General features: G+C 71.0%; 16 protein-coding genes and 2 pseudogenes. 7 read left to right on the plus strand and 11 right to left on the minus strand.

The window, feature by feature from the left end; all coding sequences use genetic code 11:
* Window positions 1-32 precede the first annotated feature (32 nt).
* From ABZ374_RS25805 to ABZ374_RS25815, 3 genes are all read right to left on the minus strand, one after another.
* Window positions 33-998, minus strand: coding sequence for an alpha/beta hydrolase-fold protein (locus tag ABZ374_RS25805; RefSeq protein WP_360314972.1), 966 nt, complete (start codon window positions 996-998; stop codon window positions 33-35).
* 170 nt (window positions 999-1,168) lie between these two features.
* Complete coding sequence (locus ABZ374_RS25810) at window positions 1,169-2,275, minus strand: serine hydrolase domain-containing protein (protein ID WP_360314974.1); 1,107 nt, start codon at window positions 2,273-2,275, stop codon at window positions 1,169-1,171.
* 260 nt (window positions 2,276-2,535) lie between these two features.
* Window positions 2,536-2,760 (minus strand): hypothetical protein, encoded by a 225-nt coding sequence (locus ABZ374_RS25815; protein WP_360314976.1) that lies wholly within the window; start codon window positions 2,758-2,760, stop codon window positions 2,536-2,538.
* Window positions 2,761-3,072: 312 nt separating this feature from the next.
* On the opposite strand from ABZ374_RS25815, the gene ABZ374_RS25820 reads away from it, so the two are divergent.
* Complete coding sequence (locus ABZ374_RS25820) at window positions 3,073-5,523, plus strand: helix-turn-helix domain-containing protein (protein ID WP_360314978.1); 2,451 nt, start codon at window positions 3,073-3,075, stop codon at window positions 5,521-5,523.
* Between the two features lie 846 nt (window positions 5,524-6,369).
* Here ABZ374_RS25820 and ABZ374_RS25825 read toward each other — a convergent pair.
* Both ABZ374_RS25825 and ABZ374_RS25830 read right to left on the minus strand, forming a co-directional pair.
* A complete protein-coding gene (locus tag ABZ374_RS25825) occupies window positions 6,370-6,657 on the minus strand; it encodes a hypothetical protein (protein ID WP_360314980.1) in 288 nt (95 codons plus the stop codon).
* Complete coding sequence (locus tag ABZ374_RS25830) at window positions 6,636-7,580, minus strand: hypothetical protein (RefSeq protein WP_360314982.1); 945 nt, start codon at window positions 7,578-7,580, stop codon at window positions 6,636-6,638. Before ABZ374_RS25830 ends, ABZ374_RS25825 begins: the two co-directional genes overlap by 22 nt.
* Before the next feature lie 919 nt (window positions 7,581-8,499).
* Here ABZ374_RS25830 and ABZ374_RS25835 point away from each other — a divergent pair.
* A complete protein-coding gene (locus tag ABZ374_RS25835) occupies window positions 8,500-8,703 on the plus strand; it encodes a hypothetical protein (protein ID WP_360314984.1) in 204 nt (67 codons plus the stop codon).
* Window positions 8,704-9,278: 575 nt separating this feature from the next.
* On the opposite strand, the gene ABZ374_RS25840 is transcribed toward ABZ374_RS25835, so the two are convergent.
* The 3 genes and pseudogenes from ABZ374_RS25840 to ABZ374_RS25850 all read right to left on the minus strand — a co-directional run.
* A complete protein-coding gene (locus ABZ374_RS25840) occupies window positions 9,279-10,703 on the minus strand; it encodes an MFS transporter (protein WP_360314986.1) in 1,425 nt (474 codons plus the stop codon).
* A 193-nt stretch (window positions 10,704-10,896) separates the two neighbouring features.
* Window positions 10,897-11,418: pseudogene (locus ABZ374_RS25845) on the minus strand (SDR family oxidoreductase); the annotation flags it as partial.
* Between the two features lie 26 nt (window positions 11,419-11,444).
* Window positions 11,445-11,654 (minus strand): annotated as a pseudogene (locus ABZ374_RS25850) (SDR family NAD(P)-dependent oxidoreductase); the annotation flags it as partial.
* Window positions 11,655-11,864: 210 nt separating this feature from the next.
* Here ABZ374_RS25850 and ABZ374_RS25855 point away from each other — a divergent pair.
* Together ABZ374_RS25855 and ABZ374_RS25860 are read left to right on the plus strand one after the other, a co-directional pair.
* A complete protein-coding gene (locus ABZ374_RS25855) occupies window positions 11,865-12,602 on the plus strand; it encodes a helix-turn-helix domain-containing protein (RefSeq protein ID WP_360314988.1) in 738 nt (245 codons plus the stop codon).
* Window positions 12,603-12,856: 254 nt separating this feature from the next.
* A complete protein-coding gene (locus ABZ374_RS25860; RefSeq protein ID WP_360314990.1) occupies window positions 12,857-13,321 on the plus strand; it encodes a hypothetical protein in 465 nt (154 codons plus the stop codon).
* Between the two features lie 99 nt (window positions 13,322-13,420).
* Here the strand turns inward: ABZ374_RS25860 and ABZ374_RS25865 are convergent, their stop codons facing one another.
* A complete protein-coding gene (locus ABZ374_RS25865; RefSeq protein ID WP_360314992.1) occupies window positions 13,421-13,828 on the minus strand; it encodes a hypothetical protein in 408 nt (135 codons plus the stop codon).
* A 795-nt stretch (window positions 13,829-14,623) separates the two neighbouring features.
* Here ABZ374_RS25865 and ABZ374_RS25870 point away from each other — a divergent pair.
* Complete coding sequence (locus ABZ374_RS25870; RefSeq protein ID WP_360314994.1) at window positions 14,624-14,812, plus strand: hypothetical protein; 189 nt, start codon at window positions 14,624-14,626, stop codon at window positions 14,810-14,812.
* A 347-nt stretch (window positions 14,813-15,159) separates the two neighbouring features.
* Entirely contained in the window at window positions 15,160-15,666 is a 507-nt protein-coding gene (locus ABZ374_RS25875; protein ID WP_360314996.1) for a hypothetical protein, read from the plus strand.
* Between the two features lie 693 nt (window positions 15,667-16,359).
* Here the strand turns inward: ABZ374_RS25875 and ABZ374_RS25880 are convergent.
* Window positions 16,360-16,941 (minus strand): dihydrofolate reductase family protein, encoded by a 582-nt coding sequence (locus ABZ374_RS25880; protein WP_360314997.1) that lies wholly within the window; start codon window positions 16,939-16,941, stop codon window positions 16,360-16,362.
* A 66-nt stretch (window positions 16,942-17,007) separates the two neighbouring features.
* A complete protein-coding gene (locus ABZ374_RS25885) occupies window positions 17,008-17,847 on the minus strand; it encodes a helix-turn-helix domain-containing protein (RefSeq protein WP_360314999.1) in 840 nt (279 codons plus the stop codon).
* A gap of 1,288 nt (window positions 17,848-19,135) precedes the next feature.
* On the opposite strand from ABZ374_RS25885, the gene ABZ374_RS25890 reads away from it, so the two are divergent.
* Complete coding sequence (locus ABZ374_RS25890; protein WP_360315001.1) at window positions 19,136-19,576, plus strand: hypothetical protein; 441 nt, start codon at window positions 19,136-19,138, stop codon at window positions 19,574-19,576.
* The last annotated feature ends 316 nt before the right edge of the window (window positions 19,577-19,892 follow it).

A 19,892-nucleotide genomic window follows, 5' to 3' on the forward strand; every position in this document is an offset into this window, starting at 1 on the left:
CGGGTGGTGCCCGGCCGGCACGCGACCGGGGGTCAATTCGTGGCGGTGAACAAGATTTCGAGGCGGGTGATGTAGTCGGCGAGTGCTGGGGCCCAGCAGCCGTAGTTGTGGCCGCCGTTGCAGGTGGGTGCCAGCGTCGATCCGTTGCCGTAGTCGACGAGGCGGCTGGGGATTCCGAGTCGGTCCAGGCGGGCCTTGACGGTGCCGGCGGCGATCGCGGTGAAGTGATCGATGGGCAGCTGGTTGCCGCTGTAGAGCGTGATCTCGGCTCCGGCGAGCTTGGCCAGGTTGGTCGGGGCGGCCGGGTCGACCGCCTTCCAGATGCGATCCGCGTTGAAGATCGGATAGGGGGAACCGAAGACCGCGTCGCTGTCCACGGTGGGCCCGTACCTGGTGCACTTGCCGGTGCCCGCCGGGCTGGAGGTACTCACGGCGCACCACGCCCCGGTGAGGTTGAGTTCCGTGGCCACGACTGCTCCGCGGATCTCCGTCATGCCGAAGTCGACGCCGCCGGACAGGGAAGCGACATGGCCGAAGAGGTCTGGACGGGTCTGGGCGTAGTGCAGTGCGCCGGAACCACCCATCGACAGGCCGACGACCGCTCGGTGGGCCCGGTCGGCGATGGTGCGCAGATTGGCGTCGATGAAGGGGACGAGCTGTGTGAGGTGGAACGTCTCCCAGTTCGCCGCGCCCACGACGGTGTGCTGCATGACCCAGTCGGCGTACCAGCCCTTGAGGCCGCCGTCCGGCACCACCGTGATCATCGAATCCGAGTGCAGCGCGGGAGCGGCTGCGGCGTCGTTCACGGTGCCGCCCCCGCCGTGCAGGAAGTACGCCACGGGCCATCGTTTGCCGGGGTCGGCCGCGTAGCCGCCGGGGAGGAGGATACGGATCTTGTGCGGGCCGGACACCTGTGGGGTGGTCACGGTGATCGTGAAGTCGGTGCCGGTGTGCACTTCGGGGGCGCCGACCCGGGTCAGGCCGAAGCTGTCGGACAAGGTCGGAGGGGCGGGCTCCGCGGCAGGCGCGGGCGGCATCGTGAGCAAGGCGAGCGCCGTGGCCGCAGCAACGACGGTTGCCCTTTTCGCGTGCCTTCGCCAGGTCGGCAGTACTTCCATCGGGTGTCCTTTCGGAGAACGGGTGGGCCGGGGGCAGGGTGATGCGCGCCCTAGAGCGCGCAGAAGGCGTCCGATGCGGCCTTGGCGGTGTCGAGTTGGCCCCGGGTGTTGCCGGCCATGTGGTGCTCGTTGTTCGCTTGCGTCACCTGCTTGCTGCCGTCGTCGCTGGTCAGCCAGTTGCTGAAGTAGCCGAGTACCGCGCCGTTGTGTCCCCAGGCCCACTGTCCGCAGGGCAGTTGCAGGTGCTGAATGCCCAGCCCGTAGGTGACGGTGCCGGAGCTGTTCACGGGCACGGTGGTCTTGAGTTCGGCCAGTTGCGCGGGCGCCAGGAGTCGTCCGGTCAGCAGTGCCCGGGTGAATGTGGCCAGGTCGTCCAGGGTCGACACCATGGCACCGGCACCGGCGTAGACCTGCACGTTGGAGACCGTGACGTCGAAGGTGAGGAAACCGACCAGCGGGTGGAGGTATCCGTGAAGGTGGTTGCCGTACAGCGCGGGGTCGGCGGTGGGGAAGTCGGTGTCGTGCAGGTCGAGCGGTTCGATGATGCGCTGCCGGATCTGGGTGGCCGCGTCGGTGCCGGTGACGGCCTTGATCACCATGCCCGCCAGCACGTAGTTGGTGTTGGCGTAGGCGAACTTCTCGCCCGGTGCGGAGTTCGGCGCGCGCCGCGACAGTGCGATGTCCACCAGCGTCTGGGGTGCCCAGGTCTGCCGCGGGTCGAGGTTGACGACGTAGGGGCCGGAGACCTGCAGAGTGTCCGCGTATTCGGGCAGGCCCGAGGTGTGGTTGAGCAGTTGACGGATGGTGATCCTCGCCCCGTCGTAGCCGTTGGCGTCGACCGCTCCCGGCAGCCACCGGGCGACGTTGTCGTCGAGGGACAGTCGCTGCTCGCCCTCGAGTTGCAGCAGTACGGCGGCAGTGAAGGCCTTGGTGTTGCTGCCGATCCGGAATCGCGCCTTCGGGTCGGCGGGCGTGTTGGTGGAACGATCGCCGACACCAGCCTGCACGTACCGGGCGGTGTCGTCGTGGCGAACCATGCCGATCGCGCCGGGGTATCCGTTGGTGACGCCCTGTCGGGCGCCGGCCTGCAGGATGTCACCCGGGGTCTGGATGGTGGCGTCGGCCGGGCCGGCACCGACGAGGACGAGGCAGGCCACGAAGGCGACCGGCAACGACCATCGCCGACGCCTGGACGCCGGCGTGGGCCGTCCGGTCGCGCCGCGGACACTCGGGCCCGCCGTATCTGTCGGGATGTGGACCGAGGGAACGTCGAGAATGTTCAATCTGTTTCACTCCGATGTCGTCTGGGCAGTCGAAAGTTCGGTCCTTCGACCGCCTGTGGATCGCCGGGCGGGCAGGATCGTGGCCTCGAACGAACGGGCCGGCCCGCCGGCCGGGCGCGAACGAAGGGGTCCCGCTAGCGGTTGAACACGGCCACGAGGAACAGCAGCAGGACGACGAGTCCCACCACCTGAGCGCATCCCATGCCGTTCGGGTTTTTCCCGTTGGCCTCCACCTGGCCACCGGGGACAATTCCGGGGTGCCTGTGGGCGTAGTGCTCGATCTGCTGCTGCGCGCCCTGGGACTCGGTGAGCCAGGACGTCTTGAAACCGCACTCGCCGCACCAGTAGCGGTACGCCATCTCGGCTCCTCGTCTGTCATCGGAACAAGCGTGCGAGCGGGGGGTGTTCGGCCTCGACGCACTGCCGCGCCGGAGTGTCGGCAGGGCTCTGCGAGGTACCCCCGGTCGGTCGGGCGGCCCGGACGACCTCGTTGTCGATCGGCCGTGGCGCCCGCCGTTCGCGGCCCCACGGGCTGTGTCGGCGTGACCACCGGGCACTTCCGATCGTGGCGTTCGCGCTGCTCAGGGGACAGGTCATCGCACCGGCCACATATGGCCGGTCGTCACGGTAGGCTCGCCGGCGACCGCGCTCGGTGGTGGAGGAGTGTCGAAGTGACGGACGAACTCGGCACGCTGCTGCGCCGATTACGAACACAGGCGGGGATGACGCAGGAACAGGCCGCGGAGCGGTCCGGGGTGAGTGTGCGCACCATCCGCAGGCTGGAGACCGGCAGGTCCAGGGATCATCGGCTGGGGACGCTGGACCTGTTGGCGGATGCGCTGGAGGTCGGCCCCGAGGACCGTCGACTGCTCGCGGCCACGCTGGCGCGGATGCAGACCGAGCCGGCTCCCGCGTCACCGGGGCCGGTCACCGTGCCACCCGAGCGGGTCGCCGGTGGGCTCGAGCCGGTCGGTGGGCCGCCCGCGCCATCCGTCGTACCGCTTTTCGTGCCGGCCCGCGCGGCGCCGCCGATCGACGGTGTACTCGCCGCGGCCGCCGAAGAGTTGGCGCAGGAGGTCAGGCGTCGTTGGCAACGCGAGGAGGAGCACCGGCGGGTGCACGATCCGTTTCCGCTGCCGGTGCGCTGGCAGGAGGCACCCGAGCTCCTGACCGACCATGCGGAGAACATTCAGCGCCTTGCCCCGGGGGTGACGTCGCACGCCACGGACCTGAGCGGTGATGTGCGGAGCGTGGCCGAGGTCTACCGGCGCATCTCCTCCGGACGACTGGTGGTGCTGGGCCGGGCCGGCTCGGGCAAGTCGATTCTGACGATCAGGTTCGTGCTGGACTACCTGAAAACCGCGGCCCCGCTCGATCGGGTACCGGTGATCTTCAGCCTCGGGTCCTGGGACCCGACGGCCGTCGCCTTGCGGGACTGGCTGATCGATCGGCTGGTGCGCGACCATCCGCACCTGACCCGCAGGGCCCCCGGCGGATCGACGCTCGCCGCCGCACTGGTCGACGCCGACCTCGTACTGCCGGTCCTGGACGGGTTCGACGAGATCGCCGAAGGCCTGCGGTGCGCCGCGCTCGAGACGCTCAACGACACCTCGCTCCCGCTCGTCCTGACCAGTCGGGCCGGCGAGTTCACCGAGGCGGTCCAAGCGGTACGCGCGCCGCTGGTCTGGGCCGCCGGCATCGAACTCGCCGACCTCACCCGCGAGGACCTCCTGGCCTACCTGCCCAGGACCGCTCGGCCGATCGCCCGCGGCAACGGCCGAGGCCGGACCGAGGCGGTGTGGGATTTCGTCCTGGCGCAGCTGCACGTTCGGGAGAAGACCGAGGCGAGCGTGCGCCTTGCCGAGGTCCTGAGCACTCCGTTGATGGTCACCCTGGCGCGAACGATGTACAGCGAATCACCCGACCGCGATCCGGCGGAACTCCTGGACACCGAGCGGTTCCCCTCGGGGCACTCCCTTGAGGACCACCTGCTGGCGGGCTTCGTGCCGACCGTCTACCGGCGGCGCGTCCCCGAGCGAGCCGTCGCCGATCGCCCGCGCCGGCAACGGAACTGGGGCCCGAAGCACGCCGAACGCTGGCTCGGCTACCTCGCCCACCACATGGACCGCCTCGACCGCCAGGACCTTGCATGGTGGCAGATCGGGGAATCGCTGCGGCGCTCGACCCGCGTCATGATCGTCGTGGTCTTTTGCACGCTGTGCGCCGCCGTGGCCGAATGCGTTGCCGATCTCCTCGTCCACGACAGGACATTCGGCCGGATCCTCCTCAAGGCGACCCTGACCGGGTCGACCGCCGGCATCGCCGGCGGAACGCTGTACACGACCATGATCGTATTCGGCGGCGGGGTCTTCGAGCCGGCCCGGGTACGGCCACGCCTGCCCGGCACCGGCGACGACCTCGGCCGAAGACCGCTCCGCACGTTCAGCGCACGCTTCGCCCTCGTCCTGCTGGGCGGATGCGTCCTGGGCTCCGGGACCGCCTGGGTCCTCGCCCTGGAGACCACGCTCTACCGAGGCCGGCAACTCACGGACGGCGCGGTCCTCGAGAGCACACTCAGCAACATGCTCGTCTTCGGCCTGATCTTCGGAACCGGCGGCGGGCTCGTCTTCGGGCTCATGGCCGTGCTCGAAGCACCCCTGGACATCACCTCCGCGGCAACCCCGGTAACCCTGCTGGCCTCGAACCGCGCGACGGTGAGCCGGCAGGTCCTCGTCCTCGCACCCATGCTCACCCTCGTGATCGCCCTGGGCGGGCGCGTGATCACCCGCCTGCTCCAGCCGTTACTCGGACCGTTGGGGTGGGGACTGTCGGACGCGCTGTTCATCGCAGGCGTCGGCGGCCTCGCCGGCTCGATCCTGTACGCGTTCCTGTTCACCGCCTGGGGCCAGTGGGTGATCCTGACCCGCGTCTGGCTGCCCCTGACCGGCAAACTGCCCTGGGACACCACCGCCTTCCTCGACGACGCCTACCGGCGAGGCGTACTCCGCCAGGCCGGAGCCGTCTACCAGTTCCGCCACATCCGACTCCAAAACCACCTCGGCCACTCCTTCCGCGGCCGCCAAACCGATTACGCACCGGCCAGATTCGGACAGAAGGCATAGCCCGACGCCCGCCTTCGACCACAGACGGGCGATGAGCCCGACGGTGTTCTCGTCGACCGACATCGCGGCGACGATCTTCGTGGTCCGGGCGGGGCGCTCCACCCGGTCGCGCGTCGTGGAAAGCGCGCAAAGCGCTGCCGTACCCCGGACGCCGGCCCGATACCCGAGCCCGGTTCCGCCCACTCGACCGTGCGATCGGTGCGGCCGGGAAGCGCGCGTCAGGACATCAGGGCACGTGAGCTGCCGGTCGTCGACGAGGCTGCGATGGCGACCGCTGCGGCGGCACGGCGCGAGCTCCGCCCGGATGCGAGGCAGCACCGGCGCGGCGGCCGATCCCATCCGGTTCGAGCAGGCCGGGACACGGACCGAGGTCGCGTCTTCCTTCTCCCGGACGGCCGACAGCGCCTCCACGACGAGGGCGCCCTCGGCCTCCCCTCCGACCCCTCACAGCGCCGCCGCGGCGTGGACCCGGGGCCTTCGTGGCCGTCGTGCGGCGTGACTCGCATACCCAGCGGCACGGCCCCGCGCGGGTGCGCCCGAACCGGCCCAGGACATCGATCCCTCGTAGTGCCGATCACCGTCGATCAGCCTCTCCAACCGGCGCACGACATCGGCGGGACACGTTCGGGCGCCCCACAGAGCGGCGGTCGCGGCGGCATGCACGTTCACGTCCGGCGCGTCGGCAGGACAGGTCGCCAGGTGTACGGGGTGGGGGCGGTCGTCGGCGTGGGCGCGCAGGAGGTTGCCGCGGGCTTCGCCGGGCAGCGCGTTCGGGGCGACGTGGGAGGGGTCGCCGTCGGGGACCGGGCCGGCCGGCAAGCCCAAGGTCGCCGTGGGCGCGGACGCCTACCAGGGCGCGGAGACGCTGCCGTCGGGCTCCCATCCATACCGCAGGATCTCGCTCTCGGGCTGCCGGTCCGAGGCCACGACACGAGCCAGATGCCCCAGCGCGGCGATGTCGCCGGCGTCGACGGCCTGCCGGGCCAGGTCTTCCGCGCCCTGCCGATCCCCGACCCGCTCCCGCATCCGCACGAGGTCCCGCAACACGGCGGCGTCGGCGGCGCGTCGGAGCAGGTGCTCCGCGCCTTCCCGGTCCCCGGCGTCCTCCCACCTCAGTGCGAGGTCCCGCAGCACGGCGGTGTCGGCGGCCCGCCGGGCCAGGTCTTCCGCGCCCTGCCGATCCCCGACCCGCTCCCGCATCCGCACGAGGTCCCGGAGCACAGCGGTGTCGCCGGCGTCGGCGGCCCGCCGATACAGGCGTTCCGCGCCCTCGCGATCCCCGGCCTCCTCCCGCACCCGCGCGAGGCCCCCAGCGCGACGGTGTCGCCTGCGTCGAGGGCCTGCCGATACAGGCGTTCCGCGCCCTGCCGATCCCCGGCCCGCTCCCGCATCCACGCGAGGTCCCGCAGCGCGAAGGTGTCGCGAACGCGTCGGGCGAGCAGTACGGCGTGACGGTCGCGTCCGCGACTGGTCGCCCCGTCGACGAGGTGGACGAGTTCGTCCGGTGTGGCGATGTCGGCGGCGATCTCCCAGAAGGAGGCGGGCGGGCACACCCGGCGGCGTTCCGCACGGCCGTGCTGTTCGAGGTGGTCGGCGAGCCGATACACCGGCCCTCTCGCCGCCGGGTCGCCCGTGGGGCGTCGTCGGGGGCGGCCGGTGCGGCGCAGGGGTGCGTGGGTGCCGTGGCCCGGGCGGGAGAGTTCGTCGAGTGCCGTCTGGGCCCAGTCGTCGAGGGTGTCCCAGGCGTCGTCGTCGAGGTAGTCGGCGGAGGCGTCGACGAGGAACGCCCAGGGGAGGTGCAGGCCCATGCCCAGGCGTCGGGCGTCCATCGCCGCGCGCAGCAGCGCCTTCTCGGGTTCGGTGCCCTCATGGTAGCGGCGCAACAGTTCCGGGGCGCCGGCCAGGTCCTGGGTGATCCGGCCGCTGTCGCCGGCTCGGGTGAGGGTGTCGGCCAGGTGCCGGTCGCCGCCTGCGGCCAGGGCGGCGGCCGTGCGCAGGGCGTCGGTGTCGAAGGTGTCGGGAACGGCGAGGGTCCGCCCGGCCAGGAGTTCGCGCACGCCGCTGTGCGGGTCCGGGCCGCCGGGGGCGGGAGGCGAGTGTAGGCGCGGGCGTACTCCGGCCACAGCGTGCCCAGCACCAGGACCGGGGCGCGGCGCGGATCGGTGAGCAGGGTGTGCAGCGCGGCGGCGACCCGCTCGCCGACCCGGGGGTCGCCGAGGTAGTGCTGGGCCTCGTTCAACCACACCACCGTCTCCGGCCCCACCCGGACCAGATCCGCCGGCGCCGCCTCGGCCCGGGTCGGATCCCACGGATGCCACAACCGCCACCCCGCGTCGGCCGGCGGCTGCACCGCCTCCCAGCACGCCCGGGTCTTGCCCGTCGACGACGACCCGACCAACACCACCATCGCGCCGCGTCCGGACGCGGCCGCGGCCACCGTCTCTGCCAAGGCGCGGTCGTGGGCGCGTCCGACGTATCCGGGCAGCGTTCCGCCGTCGCGCCCGGGCGCGTCCGCGTCGGGCACGACGCCGGCGGGATGGACCTCCAGGTCGTGGGGGTGCCACGCCCCGATCGGCCGCCCCGGTCCCGTGTCGTGCCGCGCGGTCGGTACGGCGGCGCAGGTCGAGAAGCGCGGGCGCGTCCTCGCCGAGTGCGCGGGCGAGCGCGGCGACGGTCTCCGCCGACGGCACGACCCCGGGCCGCAGCGCCTCGTTGACCGTGCTGCGGGCCAGGCCCGCCAGGCCCGCGAGTTGCGTCTTGGTCCTGCGCGAACGGGCGAGCGCGTCCTGCAACCGGCGGTGCAGCTCGGCCACCGCAGCGCCGGCGCGATCCCCGTCCCCGTCCCGGTCCATGGCCCCCCGAGGTCGCGTCGCGGTGTCCGACGGTGACCATCATCGACCGGAGCGGACACCGCCGTACGCGGTTTTCACCCACCGTCGGAGTCGTCAACACCGCCCGACGACACCGGAGTCCGTCATGATCCTCGCCCTCGTCCTCACCGGCACCGCCCTGGTGGCCGTCGTGAGCCTGCTCGCCGCCGCAGCCGCCGCCGAACTCGCCCGCCTCGCCGGAACCCCCCGCCCCCGGGCCCTCGCCTACGGCGCCGCCGCGTTCACCACCACCGTCACCCTCGCCGCGACCGTCACCACCACCCTGGCCACCCTCGCCACGTGCCTGTGACCCGAGCCGCCGACCTCGCCGACGCCCGTGCAGACCGACATCGACACGGGCGCCGGCGACCCCCGGTACGCGATGGGCAACCTCATCCTCGCCGTCGACGCCACCGGCCGCGGGGTGACCGGGTTCCCCGGCCCCGCCGGGGTCGCGTTCCGGTCCGGACCCCGCCGGGCAGCGGTCCCGTGAACGGGGTGGGGCTGCCTTCGAGGCGTTCGAGCCCGAAGGGCGTTCGTGTTGGTGTTCAGGGGGCGAGGGTGCGGTTGATCGGTGCCGGTACGGGGTCCGGCGGGCCTGGGAGCGGGGGTTCGAGGCGGCGGTACGTCGCGTGGTGCTCCTCGTCGGGGCGGGGGCCGCGACCACCACCGCGCCACCGCTGTCCGTCGCGTCCTCGACGGCCGGCGCGGAAAGCCGGGAAAACACCGTTCCCATAAGCGAGTTGACGTCCGTCACAAGATCATGATCCTCGATGGCTGCTCGGCGTCACCACGGACTACGGGTCAGAGCCGACGTTCGGACACCTCCCGCGCGAAGAGCCGACCTCCGTTGGGTGCGAGGGCCGGCTCTCCGGGGGTGAGTGGTCAGGCGGCCGGACGCGGCCGGCGATTGCTCCGCGCCAGCAAGGCGCACACCAGGAAGGCGGTGCAGGCCAGTCCGGCCGCGGTGAGGAACGCCGGGCGGAGGCCCGGTACGAAGGCGCCCGGAACCGCACCTGCGGCGTAGACCGAGATGATGACGGCCAGGCCGATGGAGCCGCCGAGTTGCTGCGCGGTCTGGAGGAGGCCGGAGGCCGACCCGGCGTGCTGCGCTTCGACGCCGAGCATGACCAGCGACGTCACCGGCATGAAGATCAAGCCGACGGAGACCCCGTTGAGAGTCATGGGAAGGCAGACGTCGAGCACGTAGCTGCTTGAGGTGCCGACGTTGCTCAGCCACAGGAAGCTGATGCTCAGGCCGAGCGTGCCGACGAGCAGTAGCGGTACCTGACCGAAGCGGGCGACCAGACGCGGGGCGACACGGGAGGCGGCGAAGATGCTGAGCGTCGTCGGGAGGAAGGCGGCCCCGGATTCGACCGGGTTGAAGTTCATGATCTTCTGGACGTACTGGACGATCAGGAAGAACATCGAGAATTGTCCGGCGGCGGCGAGTGCCATGACGGCAAGGCCGCCGAGCCGCTGTGGGCTGCGCAGCAGCGCCGGGCGCAACATCGGGTGGGGGATGCGCAGTTCGGTGACGGCCAACGCTGCGGACAGGATCGTGCCGACGGCGAGCCCGCCGATGGTCCGGGCCGAGGTCCAGCCGTGGTCGGGGGCACCGATCACGGCCCACACCACGGCGGCCGCGGCACCGACGGCGCAGACGGCGCCGATGACGTCGAACCGCTCGTGGCGCCGGGGGGTTTCGGTGACGTAGCGCCGGGCGAAGGCGAGGATGGCGATGCCGATTGGCACGTTGATGAGCAGCGTCCATCGCCAGGAGCCGGCTTCGGTCACCAGGCCGCCGAGGAGTAGGCCGATCGTGCCACCGCCCATGCTGACGGCGGAGAAGAGCGCGAGTGCACGGTTGCGCGCAGCGGGGTCGGGTGCGCTGGTTGCGACGAGGGCGAGCACGCCGGGGGCGGCGAGGGCTGCCCCGATTCCTTGTGCCGCACGGGCGGCGACGAGCCAGCCCGGAGACTGCGCGAACCCGCCCAGCAGGGACGACAGGGTGAAGACGGCGAGGCCGATCTCGAAGACGCGGAGCCGGCCGTAGACGTCGCCGAGCCGGCCGCCGAGCAGCAGTAGGCCGCCGAAGGCCAGGGTGTAGGCGTTCAGCACCCACGACAGCGCGGCGGGGCCGAAGTTGAGCCCGGTCGCGATCCGGGGAAGCGCCACGTTGACGACGGTGGTGTCCAGGGTCAGCATCAGTTGTGCGCCGAGGACGATGGCGATGCCGACGGCGGTGCGTCTGCCGGTCGCCGGCTTGGTGGCGGGTGCGCCTGAGCGGGCGCGTGCCGAGATGATCACGGTTGTGGTCCTGCCTTGTGGTCGGGCGCTTGTTGAGGGGTCCGTCGCTCGGGTGCGGACGGCGGCGATGGCATGGGTGGAGGCACCTGGGCGGACGACGTCGGGGGTCGGTGCGCAGGCGAAAGCGCGTCCGGGGCCGTGCGGAGCGGTTCGGGCGCCGCACGGCCGGCGCGGTCGGGGGTGGGCGTCGGCCCTACAGCACGGTCGGACCGCCGTCGACGAACAGTTCCATGCCTGTGATGAAGCCGGATTCGTCGCCGGACAGGCACATGACGGCCCGGGCGATCTCGTGGGGCTCGGCGATCCTGCCCGTGGGCTTGTCCTTGCCCATCGCCTTGATGGCGCCTGCGACGCCGTCGGCGCCGAGCGCCTGGTCGAGTGTGCTGCGCAGTGACTCGGTGTTCACGGCGCCGGGGCTCGTGACGTTGATCCGGACGCCGGAGCCTTTGATGTCCTGGATCCACCCGCGGGCGGCCTGGGCCGCCGCTGCCTTGGATGCGCGGTACAGGCTGATGCCGACCCGGGCCTGGGTCGATCCGGTGTAGCCGATGATCACGACGGTGGCTCCGTCGGCGAGCAGCGGCAGCGCCTTCTGGATCGTGAACAGCACGCCCTTGACGTTCGTGTCGAAGATCCGGTCGAACTGCCACTCGGTGATCGCGGGCAGTGGTGCGTGGTGGCCGAGGCCGGCGTTGGCGACCACGGCGTCCAGGCAGCCTTGCTCGTTGTGACATACCGATAGAGGTCGTCCGTCTCGGCGGAGCGCATCACGTCCGCCTTCAGCCCGGTGCGGCCGGCCCCGATCGAGGCGACGGCACCGTCCGCCGCGGACTGGTCGGCGCCGGCGAGGACGACCGTGACGCCGTTCGCGACGAAATCCTGCGCGACGACGCAGCCGATGCCCTGCGTGCTACCGGTAATGACGGCGACCTTTCCAGTCATGTCGGTCATTGGAGTCTCCCCCTTTTTTCGCTTTCCCAAGTGCCGAACATCCGCCTCCGGCAGACCTGCGGGGGGTGCGGCGTCGACGGCGTGTGCAGCCGGAAAGCCAATGTAAGTACCGTCTTACATTGTTAATGTAATGCTAGCCTCACATAGGAGTCAAGGCAGAGTGGCCGGGTCACCGTGGTGGCTGCGGACTGCGAGGGAAGGACCGGTCGCATGGCTCGATCCACGTACCATCACGGCGATCTGCGCGCCGCGCTCATCCGGGCCGGCTTGGAAGCGATCGCCGACAACGGCATCGGCGCGCTGTCGGTGGCGGAGGCGGCACGGCGCGCCGGGGTCAGCCCGGGAGCGCCGTACCGGCATTTTCCGAGTCGGACCGCCCTGCTCATGGCGGTGGCGATCGAGGCGGCTCGCGAACTCACTGCGGACATTCGCGCGGCCCTGACCGCGGCGGACGCCTCCCGACGGGGAGCGTCCTCGACTGCGACCGTCCCCGTCGGCCCCACCGACGGGGACGACGCGGTCGAGGCGCTCGCCGCCACCGCGACCGCCTATGTGCGCTTCGTGGCCCGCCGCCGCGCGGGTCTGGAACTGATCTTCGCCCGCGAGCTGACCGGCAGCAACGACCCCGACCTCAGCGCTGCCGGCCGCGAACTCACCGACCTTCTCCTGCCGCTCGTGCTCACGCTGACGGCTGGGGATGCGAAAGCCGCGCTGGACCTGCTGGAGCAGCACTTCGCCGCCGCCCACGGCTACGCGGCGTTGTACCTGAGCGGGTTCATGCACCGGCGTTACGACGACCTCGAGCAGTACGGCGCCCGAGCGGCCGCCGTCACCCGCGTCTTGGCCAAGGCCGCCGTGCACGAGGCGCAGCAGGACCCTGTTCTTCTCCCCCACGCCGACGAACGTGGACCGACACCGGACGGAAGCGGCCGCCGGAGTGCATTTTGATCGGACACGTCGACGACCCGACGGTGCTCCGTCGCAGCCATGACCAGGCCCACGGGTCGAGGAGCGGCTCGCCGCGTGGCCGGCGCCCGGGGGCTTGGCCTTCAACGTGGGAACACCCCAGGGCGGCGTGATCAGTCCGCTGTTGCTCGACTTCGCGGCCGGGCTGCGGCGGCCCGCTGGGGCTGATGTCGTCGTGTGCCGCCGCCGTGATCGGGGCGCGCGGCGGGCGGCGGTGTATTCGGGATCGTGCGTTGGTGACTCAGGTGGACGGCGGCCGGTACGAGGGCAACGGGGTGGGGCGGTTGGCGACGTTGTCGGCGTCCACGCCCTCGACGGTCGCCGGGATGCTCTTCGACCTCGATGCTCACCCGGGCTTGTGGGTGCTGGAGATCGACACCGGGACCGGGGACTGGGCCCTGCGCCTGGTCGTCGACGCGCACGGGCGGTGCGCGAGTGGGCCGTTCACGATGGCCACCGCGTTCCCGAAACGCCGGCGGCAACGCCCCGACCGCCACCACTACGGCGCCGCGTCGCGGCCGTCCGATCGGGCCGGTGTCGCCGTCGCGTCCACGACCGCGCTCGGCCGGCACGACGTGGTCTCCGGGCCCTTCGACCCCGTCGGCTTCGTCGCGGGCTGCTCGTACCCGACTGCCTCACGCAGCGCTGGTGTGGGTGTCGGCGGGCACCATGTCGGCGGGGTGTTCGTCCCGCGGCGGTGACTCCGCAGCGGGTCGTCGGCTTGGACGCGCGAACTCGCAGGTTGGCGTCGTGCCGCCCGAGCGCCTGGCCTGGTTGGGCCGCCGAGGCAGGCTTGCGGGTCACTCCCAGACGGTGGCCTCGAAGGTGACCGCTTTGCGGGTGGGGACGGCGGTGATGCGCAGGTAGGCGGTGTGGCCTTCCTCGGTCTGGACGCACATGCGCATGCCCTGGGCCAATTTGCCGCTGCTTTCGGCGCCGCGTTTGGCGATGGCCTGCCGACAGTCGTCACGGGTCGGGTCGGGCCCCTCGGGCGCAACGATCGCGATGACATCGCCCGCATGGCCGAGTGTCAGGTCCGGGAGGTTGAACCCGATCCAGGCGTCGCCGCCCTTATTCCCGGGTTGGGCGAGCGGCGGCGAACTGTCCAGGTCGACGTTGTTGGCGTCCTCGGTGAGGATGACGCGCACCGGTCCGGCCAGCACCTTCGCGGGCTGGTTCGCCGTCGGCGCGTTCCCGCCGCCGGACACGGGCGGCACCTTCCCACCACTCGACGCCGACGACGCGGCCGCGCCGGTGTCTGTCGACTGCCCCTTACCGTCGTCGGAACCCGAGTTCGTGGCCAGTTGGATCGACACCAGGATCCCCGCCACGGGGATGACGATCCCCACGACCCACCACGCCCATCTCGGCTGATCGCCCACAACACTCCCCCGCGGATACATCGTCCAGGCCCGCGATCCTACCAACGGCAGCGTGCTGTCGAGCCGGAGCGGACGCGCGGCCCATCGGCCCGGCGCGCATGCCGACCCGGCTGGGTGGAGGCTCCCGACCCGAAAGCGAGATCCGCCCGGCCCTGTCCGAGGACGAACATGCCGCCTTCGACGCGGAGATCGCGGCGCGACGGCGCGACACCATGAGTACGGCCGGGCGGGACACCGGTGCCGCCCGACCCGGGTCAGGACGGCGAGAAGTCGTGCAAGTCCCCGTCCCACCAGTCGGGTTCCGTGTCATCACCTGCTGCACTCTGTCACCGGCGCTTGGGTGCGGGACGCCTCGACGGTAGTCGGAGGCACCTTGTCGGCGTCCTGTCGCAATGTAGATGGCGAGTGAGACGGGCGCGGCCGGACGGTTGCCATGTCGTTCGAGAACACGGCGTTCCGCTTTTCTCGAACGACATGGCTTCGCGGAACGGCGGTGGAGATGTCCGGCACGAGAAATCGGGTGAGGTCGTGTCCACCACCGGATTACGATGCGGCCGGACCGGCATTCACCGGATGCCCGGGAGCGATTCTCCCGTGAGCGCGGGTCGGGCGGAGGTTTGGTTGAGTCGGCGCAGGTATGTGGCCCGAGGAGTGCCCGGCGGCTATCGGATCCGGGACAACAGGGCGCGCCGATGGTGGGGCGACTTGTACGAGTTGTGTCCCGACGAGCTCGTGGTCGCCTTGAACGGTTCCACGACCCCGGAAACGATCACGGCGCTGTTGAAGCGCTACAGGGCACAGAAGCGGTAGCCCCGGAACCCGAATCCCCGTGGACCCATTCGACATCGTCCGAGTCCATCGGCCACCCCCGCCCGGAGTCACGTCACACTCACTCGCGAACGACCGTGACAGACACCGTGAGACCACGCACACGACATGAGACCGAACCAGCCGTACGAGGTACAGGACCTGTCGACATCGCCAAGTACGCGAGAACTTGCCATTTCGTCCGGGATTTCGGATCGGGGGCAACTCGCCGAACAGGCGACCCCGTTGATGCGCGTCCTGAATAATCGGGGCCGTTGTCGCTTCGTGGCGCGGGCGGCCACCGCCACAGACTTCGACCGCCACGGAAGACATCCCAGGGGGACACGTTCATGGCAACGGATGCGGAACGCGCGCTCGGCACCTTCTTACGCAACCATCCGACGGACAACGGCCGTCGCGGGTGGGTCGCGGTCGTCGAGATTCTGGTCGGCGTGGCCCTCGCGGCCATTGCGGTTCCGGTGACCATCACCGTCTTCACCGACGAGCCGGATGGCTCGACCCTGGCCGGGCTGCTGTGGGGCGGTGCCCTCATCGGGATCTGCTTCGGACTCCCCAACGGGCTGCGGGTCACGACCAGGCACGGGGAGGTCTTCGTACTGCGACAGGACGGCCTGGTCTACCGGCGGACCGGTGAGACCCGGGTGGTCCCCTGGACTGCCATCCGCCGATCGGCAGACCACGGGGTGAACAACGCCCTGGGACGGCTCATGGGCCGGGACGTGCATATGAGCATCCGGGTCGAAGGCGGCGGGAAGCTGCTGCTGACGGGCTTCACCCAGGACGCGGCCGGCCTCGCCGCCACGATCCGGGCTGCCTGCCCGCAAAGCCGCCGATGACGCCTCCGAGACCGCGAACGTCTCCGGCACCGAGTGGCCGGCCGTAGCTTGGGCCCGCCGAACGGCGAAGGTCGCCGAAGGCGTCCGTCGCCACCGGGCACCCGGCCGTCCGAGCGAGCCCGTGGCACACGGCGCGACGACGCCATCCGCGCGCACATACTCATGCCTCGCAACGAGACCCTACACAGTTGGCCGGCCTGCGAATCCGACCCCGGAAGCGGACTCGAAGCCGCCCCGGCCGAGCCGAGATCGGCCGGCGCCTCGTCGGTCCACAGCTCGTCCAGCCGATGTTCGTCGCCGGTCGCCCAGGCGCGCACGATCGCGTCCCGGCGGGCGGACGTTGACGCTGCGATGCCAGGCCACGCCGGCGCAGGCGGGCGGGTTCGGCTCGGCGCTTCGGATCATTGGTTGCCGGTTACGAGCCCAGTGGCTCGGTCAGGAAACGATGCGCGTCCCGGAGCATCCCCAACGCGCGTGGTTCCGCAAGAGGTGCGGCGCGTTCACCTGCGGGTAGGACTCCGAGGAACCGGCGGGCGGTCGTGGATCTTGAGTCGAACCTGCGGCAGGTGAGGTGCCGGGGCGGATCGGCGTCGGCTGCCCGACCGGGGACAGCGACGCGCAAACGCGGCCGGAGGCCCGATCTTGTGTCGGCGTTGGCGGTGGACCTCTTCGCATATACCCGCTCCGGATCGGTCAACGGCGCACCCGATAGCGCAGGTGAAGCACCCGGTTGCCCTGAATCGCCACGTCGGGATCCTCCAACAGGTGCTGCGCGTGGACCGACCCGAAGTAGCGCTTGCCGGACCCGAACACGACGGGTACGACGTCCATGCGCACCTCGTCGACCAGGCCCGCGGCAAGCACCTGGCCACCGACGTCGCCGGCGGCGACCTCGACCATGCGGTCACCCGCAAGCTCCTGTGCCTTGGCCATGGCTGCCTCGACGCCGTCGACGAAGTGAAACGGCGCCTCGGCGTCCCAGCCCTCGGGCTCCGGCCGGTGCGTCACGACGACCACGTGGTCGATCCCGCCCGGAGGCTTCCCGTCCCAGCCGTCCGTCATGTCGAAGACGTGGCGGCCGACGACCGTCGCCCCGATCCCGTCCCAGTACGGCCGGGTGTAGTCGTAGGACGTCTGCGACACCTTCAGCTCACCGCTCTCGTCCAACGGGACGTCACCGCCGGACAACCAGTCGAACAGCGGTCCGGGCTGGTCGTTCTCGTCCGCGACGAAGCCGTCCACCGACACCGAGCCGTACATGACCACCTTGCCCACGGGGCCTCCTCTTGCTTTGGGGTGCCCTCAAATTAGCGTGTCGTGAGCTGTCGCTCTTGTAAGAAATCAATCGGCCGGCAGTGGCCAGCGGTCCAGTGCGTGGCCGGGATGTTCGCGCAGGAACCGCCGCCGGACTTCGATGTACCGGGTCGGCGTGAGCCCGGTGAACGCCCGGAACTCGTGGCCGAAGTGCGCCTGGTCGAAGTAGCCGGCGCCACCGGCGACGTCGCCCCAGTCGATCGGTCCGGCGGGGTCGATCGCGAACACGGTGGCGGCGAAGCGGTGAGTGCGGGCCAGCCGCTTCGGCGTGACGCCGACGAGCTCCTTGAACCGCTGTGCCAGATGAGTACTGCTGACACCGGCCGCCACGCTCAGGTCGCCGATCGCCACCGCCCCGCCGGTCGCCGCGATGACGCTGCTCGTATGGCGGACCAGCGCCAGGCCGGCGGTCTCGCGCAGCCGTCGCCTCAGCTCCTCCTCGAGCAGTGTCAGCATCTCGTGCGGTCCGTCCGCCGTGGCCAGCCGGTCTCGCAGCTCGGCTATGGCGGGCCGGCCCCAAACCTGCTCCACCGTCACCGGCCGGTCACACAGCTCGGCCGCGGGCATCGGCAGGAACGGTGCCGGCCCCCACGGCTTGAAGTGCACGCCGACGGACCGGGTCCGGGGTGGGTAGCCGAACTCCAACGCGCGGGTGGGCGTGGTGACCACGCAGCCGTCGGCGTACTCGGCCGTCTCGATGTCGGTGCCGGCGCGGATGCGGAACGGCGCCCCGAGGTTGACGATGAGCAACGCCGACGGCATCGGCGGCAGCGTCAGCCGGGCGTACGGCGACGCACCCTCCAGGTAGTAGAGGTCGTCGATCAGCCCGTCCAGCGGCGGTCGCGGCACTCTGGACACGTACTCCACGCGCACAGCATGGCCGACGCCCCGCCGGCATCGCGCGCCGGGATGGTCCAGCCTCTGCTCCCGGGGCGAGGCCGCTGACACCCCGGCCGACACCGTCGAGGTTCCGTGCGCGTGGAAGTACGGGATGGCATGGCCACGGATGGTGTCGGATGGAACGGGACAAAAGAGCGTCCCGAACGGCGAACATGGCCCGTGCGTCGCGGTGTTGGCTGCCGGCGCGGCGCGCGGGATCCGGCGAACGAGGTCATCCTGGGGAACGGATGCGCCTCGCGGTTCCCTTCCGGCTTGCCGGCTGCGGGAGGGTGGGCCGAGCAGGCTGCTGCGGTGGGTTCGCGGAGTGGTTCCGGTGCGCGCTCACGACGCCATCGCCGGTCGGCCCTCGTGGCATTCGCGGCACGGATCGACGCCGCGAACTCCGGGCCGCGCACGGTCACAGTCGTCGCATGTCCCCATCACCTGCGGTCCGGGATGGGGAAGCGGCAGGCCTCAGGACGGCTCCGGGCGTAGGCGCAGCCGGCGTTTCGGCCCGTGCGCGGCGTCGCTGTCCGGTCGGACATCCTCCCGGTTTCGGGCGCAGCAGCGGCATCGCAGGTCGCCTTCGGGTGGGCCGCCACAGCCGCCGTTCTCGTACTCCCGGTCCTGGCAAGCCCTCCGGGGCAGGCCACGGGTGCGCCGCCACCCCAGCGGGTCCCGGATCGGGGCGACTTGCCGGCCTGGCGCCGCACGATTTCGAACGACAGCAGGTCGGGAACGACGGTGCGCGCCACCACGCAACAGCCTCGATCGGAGACCACCCGGTAGGGCCGGGAGGGTTTCTCGACTGCGCAGTTCCCAAGAACCGCCGGAGTTCGGCGCCCTGTTCTACAGCCGGAGCGAACTCCTCGCCTACCGTGCCGCGTTGGTGAGTATTCGCGCCCCGTCCATCGACACCCTGGCCGGCGGCGTACGCACCCTGATGATCCTCGGCGACCACCGACCGACCACCGCACCCGGCGCAGGTGGGTCGGCCGGGACACCTTGTGGAAGCCGTCCGACGCGGGGGTAGGGCGGGCGGCCGGGTGCCAGTGGCGTGCGTTCCTCGTGTCGCCCGGGGCTGCCGCGACGATCCACATCACCCGAACTCGTCCGCCATCCGTCGCCGGCGTGTGGCGCGCTTCGCTCGTATTCCGACCGACTTTGAACCACTCGGTTGGGGGATGGTGTCGAGCCGGGCACAGGATCCAGTGTGTGAATGCCCGTCTTACTGCCGGACGGGCCGATTCCTGCCGGAAGAAATGGGAGAGCGTGCATGAACGTCAACCGGATTTCTCTTCGATCCCGTCGGAAGGCTCTCAGGGACCGTGCCTTGGTGATGCTCCTCGCGAGTCTCGGGTCAGCCGTGCCGGTGACTTTCGCCGCGTCCGCTTCGGCGGCAGCGGCGACCGTCGTGCCCTCGATGCGCACGTCCGGCTGTGACTCGGGTTATGTCTGCATCTACAAGGGCGACATCTGGGACGACAGTCCGAACCACCCCATGGTGTACAGCTTCTACCGCTACGGGACGTACAACGTAGCCAACCTCATCGGCGACTACACTGTGGTGAACTGCCAGACGGGCGGCGCGGGGGTCAAGGGGTTCACGGGGCGGGACGGCACGGGGAACGTGGCGTGGGACGTCGACATCAACAACTGCAACTCGGGCCTGTGGACGAGCCTCACGTCGACGAACTCCGTGCGGGTGTACGCCTGATCGCACACGGCGCCGCACGCTCACGGCGCGACGGCGTCCCCGGTGCCCGGCGGGTCGTCCGCGTGAAGACTTGCGGCCGGGTCGTGGTGCGTCGGGCGGGCGCGGAGGGTCTTGCGAGGGGCGCGGCCCCTCCGGAGCGAGAAGGCGATGGTGATCGGATCCTCGATCGGGCCGAAGCGGTAGCAGTTGGGCGGCACTTCCTCACATGTGCGGTCGCAGACACCTTGGCTGTCTCGCCGGTCGCGCGGTAGCGCTCCATGGTCAGCCCCGCCAGCCGCCGACGTGCGCAACAGCCGGACGGGCAGCGGCGCGTCGT

Source organism: Embleya sp. NPDC005971, assembly GCF_040629175.1.
In the GTDB taxonomy this organism is placed as follows: Bacteria; Actinomycetota; Actinomycetes; order Streptomycetales; family Streptomycetaceae; genus Embleya.

What these genes read in the sequence shown, in the direction of transcription:
- ABZ374_RS25855 (WP_360314988.1), top strand. Translation starts at nt 11,865, where the DNA reads ATGGCTCGATCCACGTACCATCACGGCGATCTGCGCGCCGCGCTCATC.
- ABZ374_RS25890 (WP_360315001.1), top strand. Translation starts at nt 19,136, where the DNA reads ATGAACGTCAACCGGATTTCTCTTCGATCCCGTCGGAAGGCTCTCAGG.
- ABZ374_RS25835 (WP_360314984.1), top strand. Translation starts at nt 8,500, where the DNA reads ATGATCCTCGCCCTCGTCCTCACCGGCACCGCCCTGGTGGCCGTCGTG.
- ABZ374_RS25875 (WP_360314996.1), top strand. Translation starts at nt 15,160, where the DNA reads ATGGCAACGGATGCGGAACGCGCGCTCGGCACCTTCTTACGCAACCAT.
- ABZ374_RS25815 (WP_360314976.1), bottom strand. Translation starts at nt 2,760, where the DNA reads ATGGCGTACCGCTACTGGTGCGGCGAGTGCGGTTTCAAGACGTCCTGG.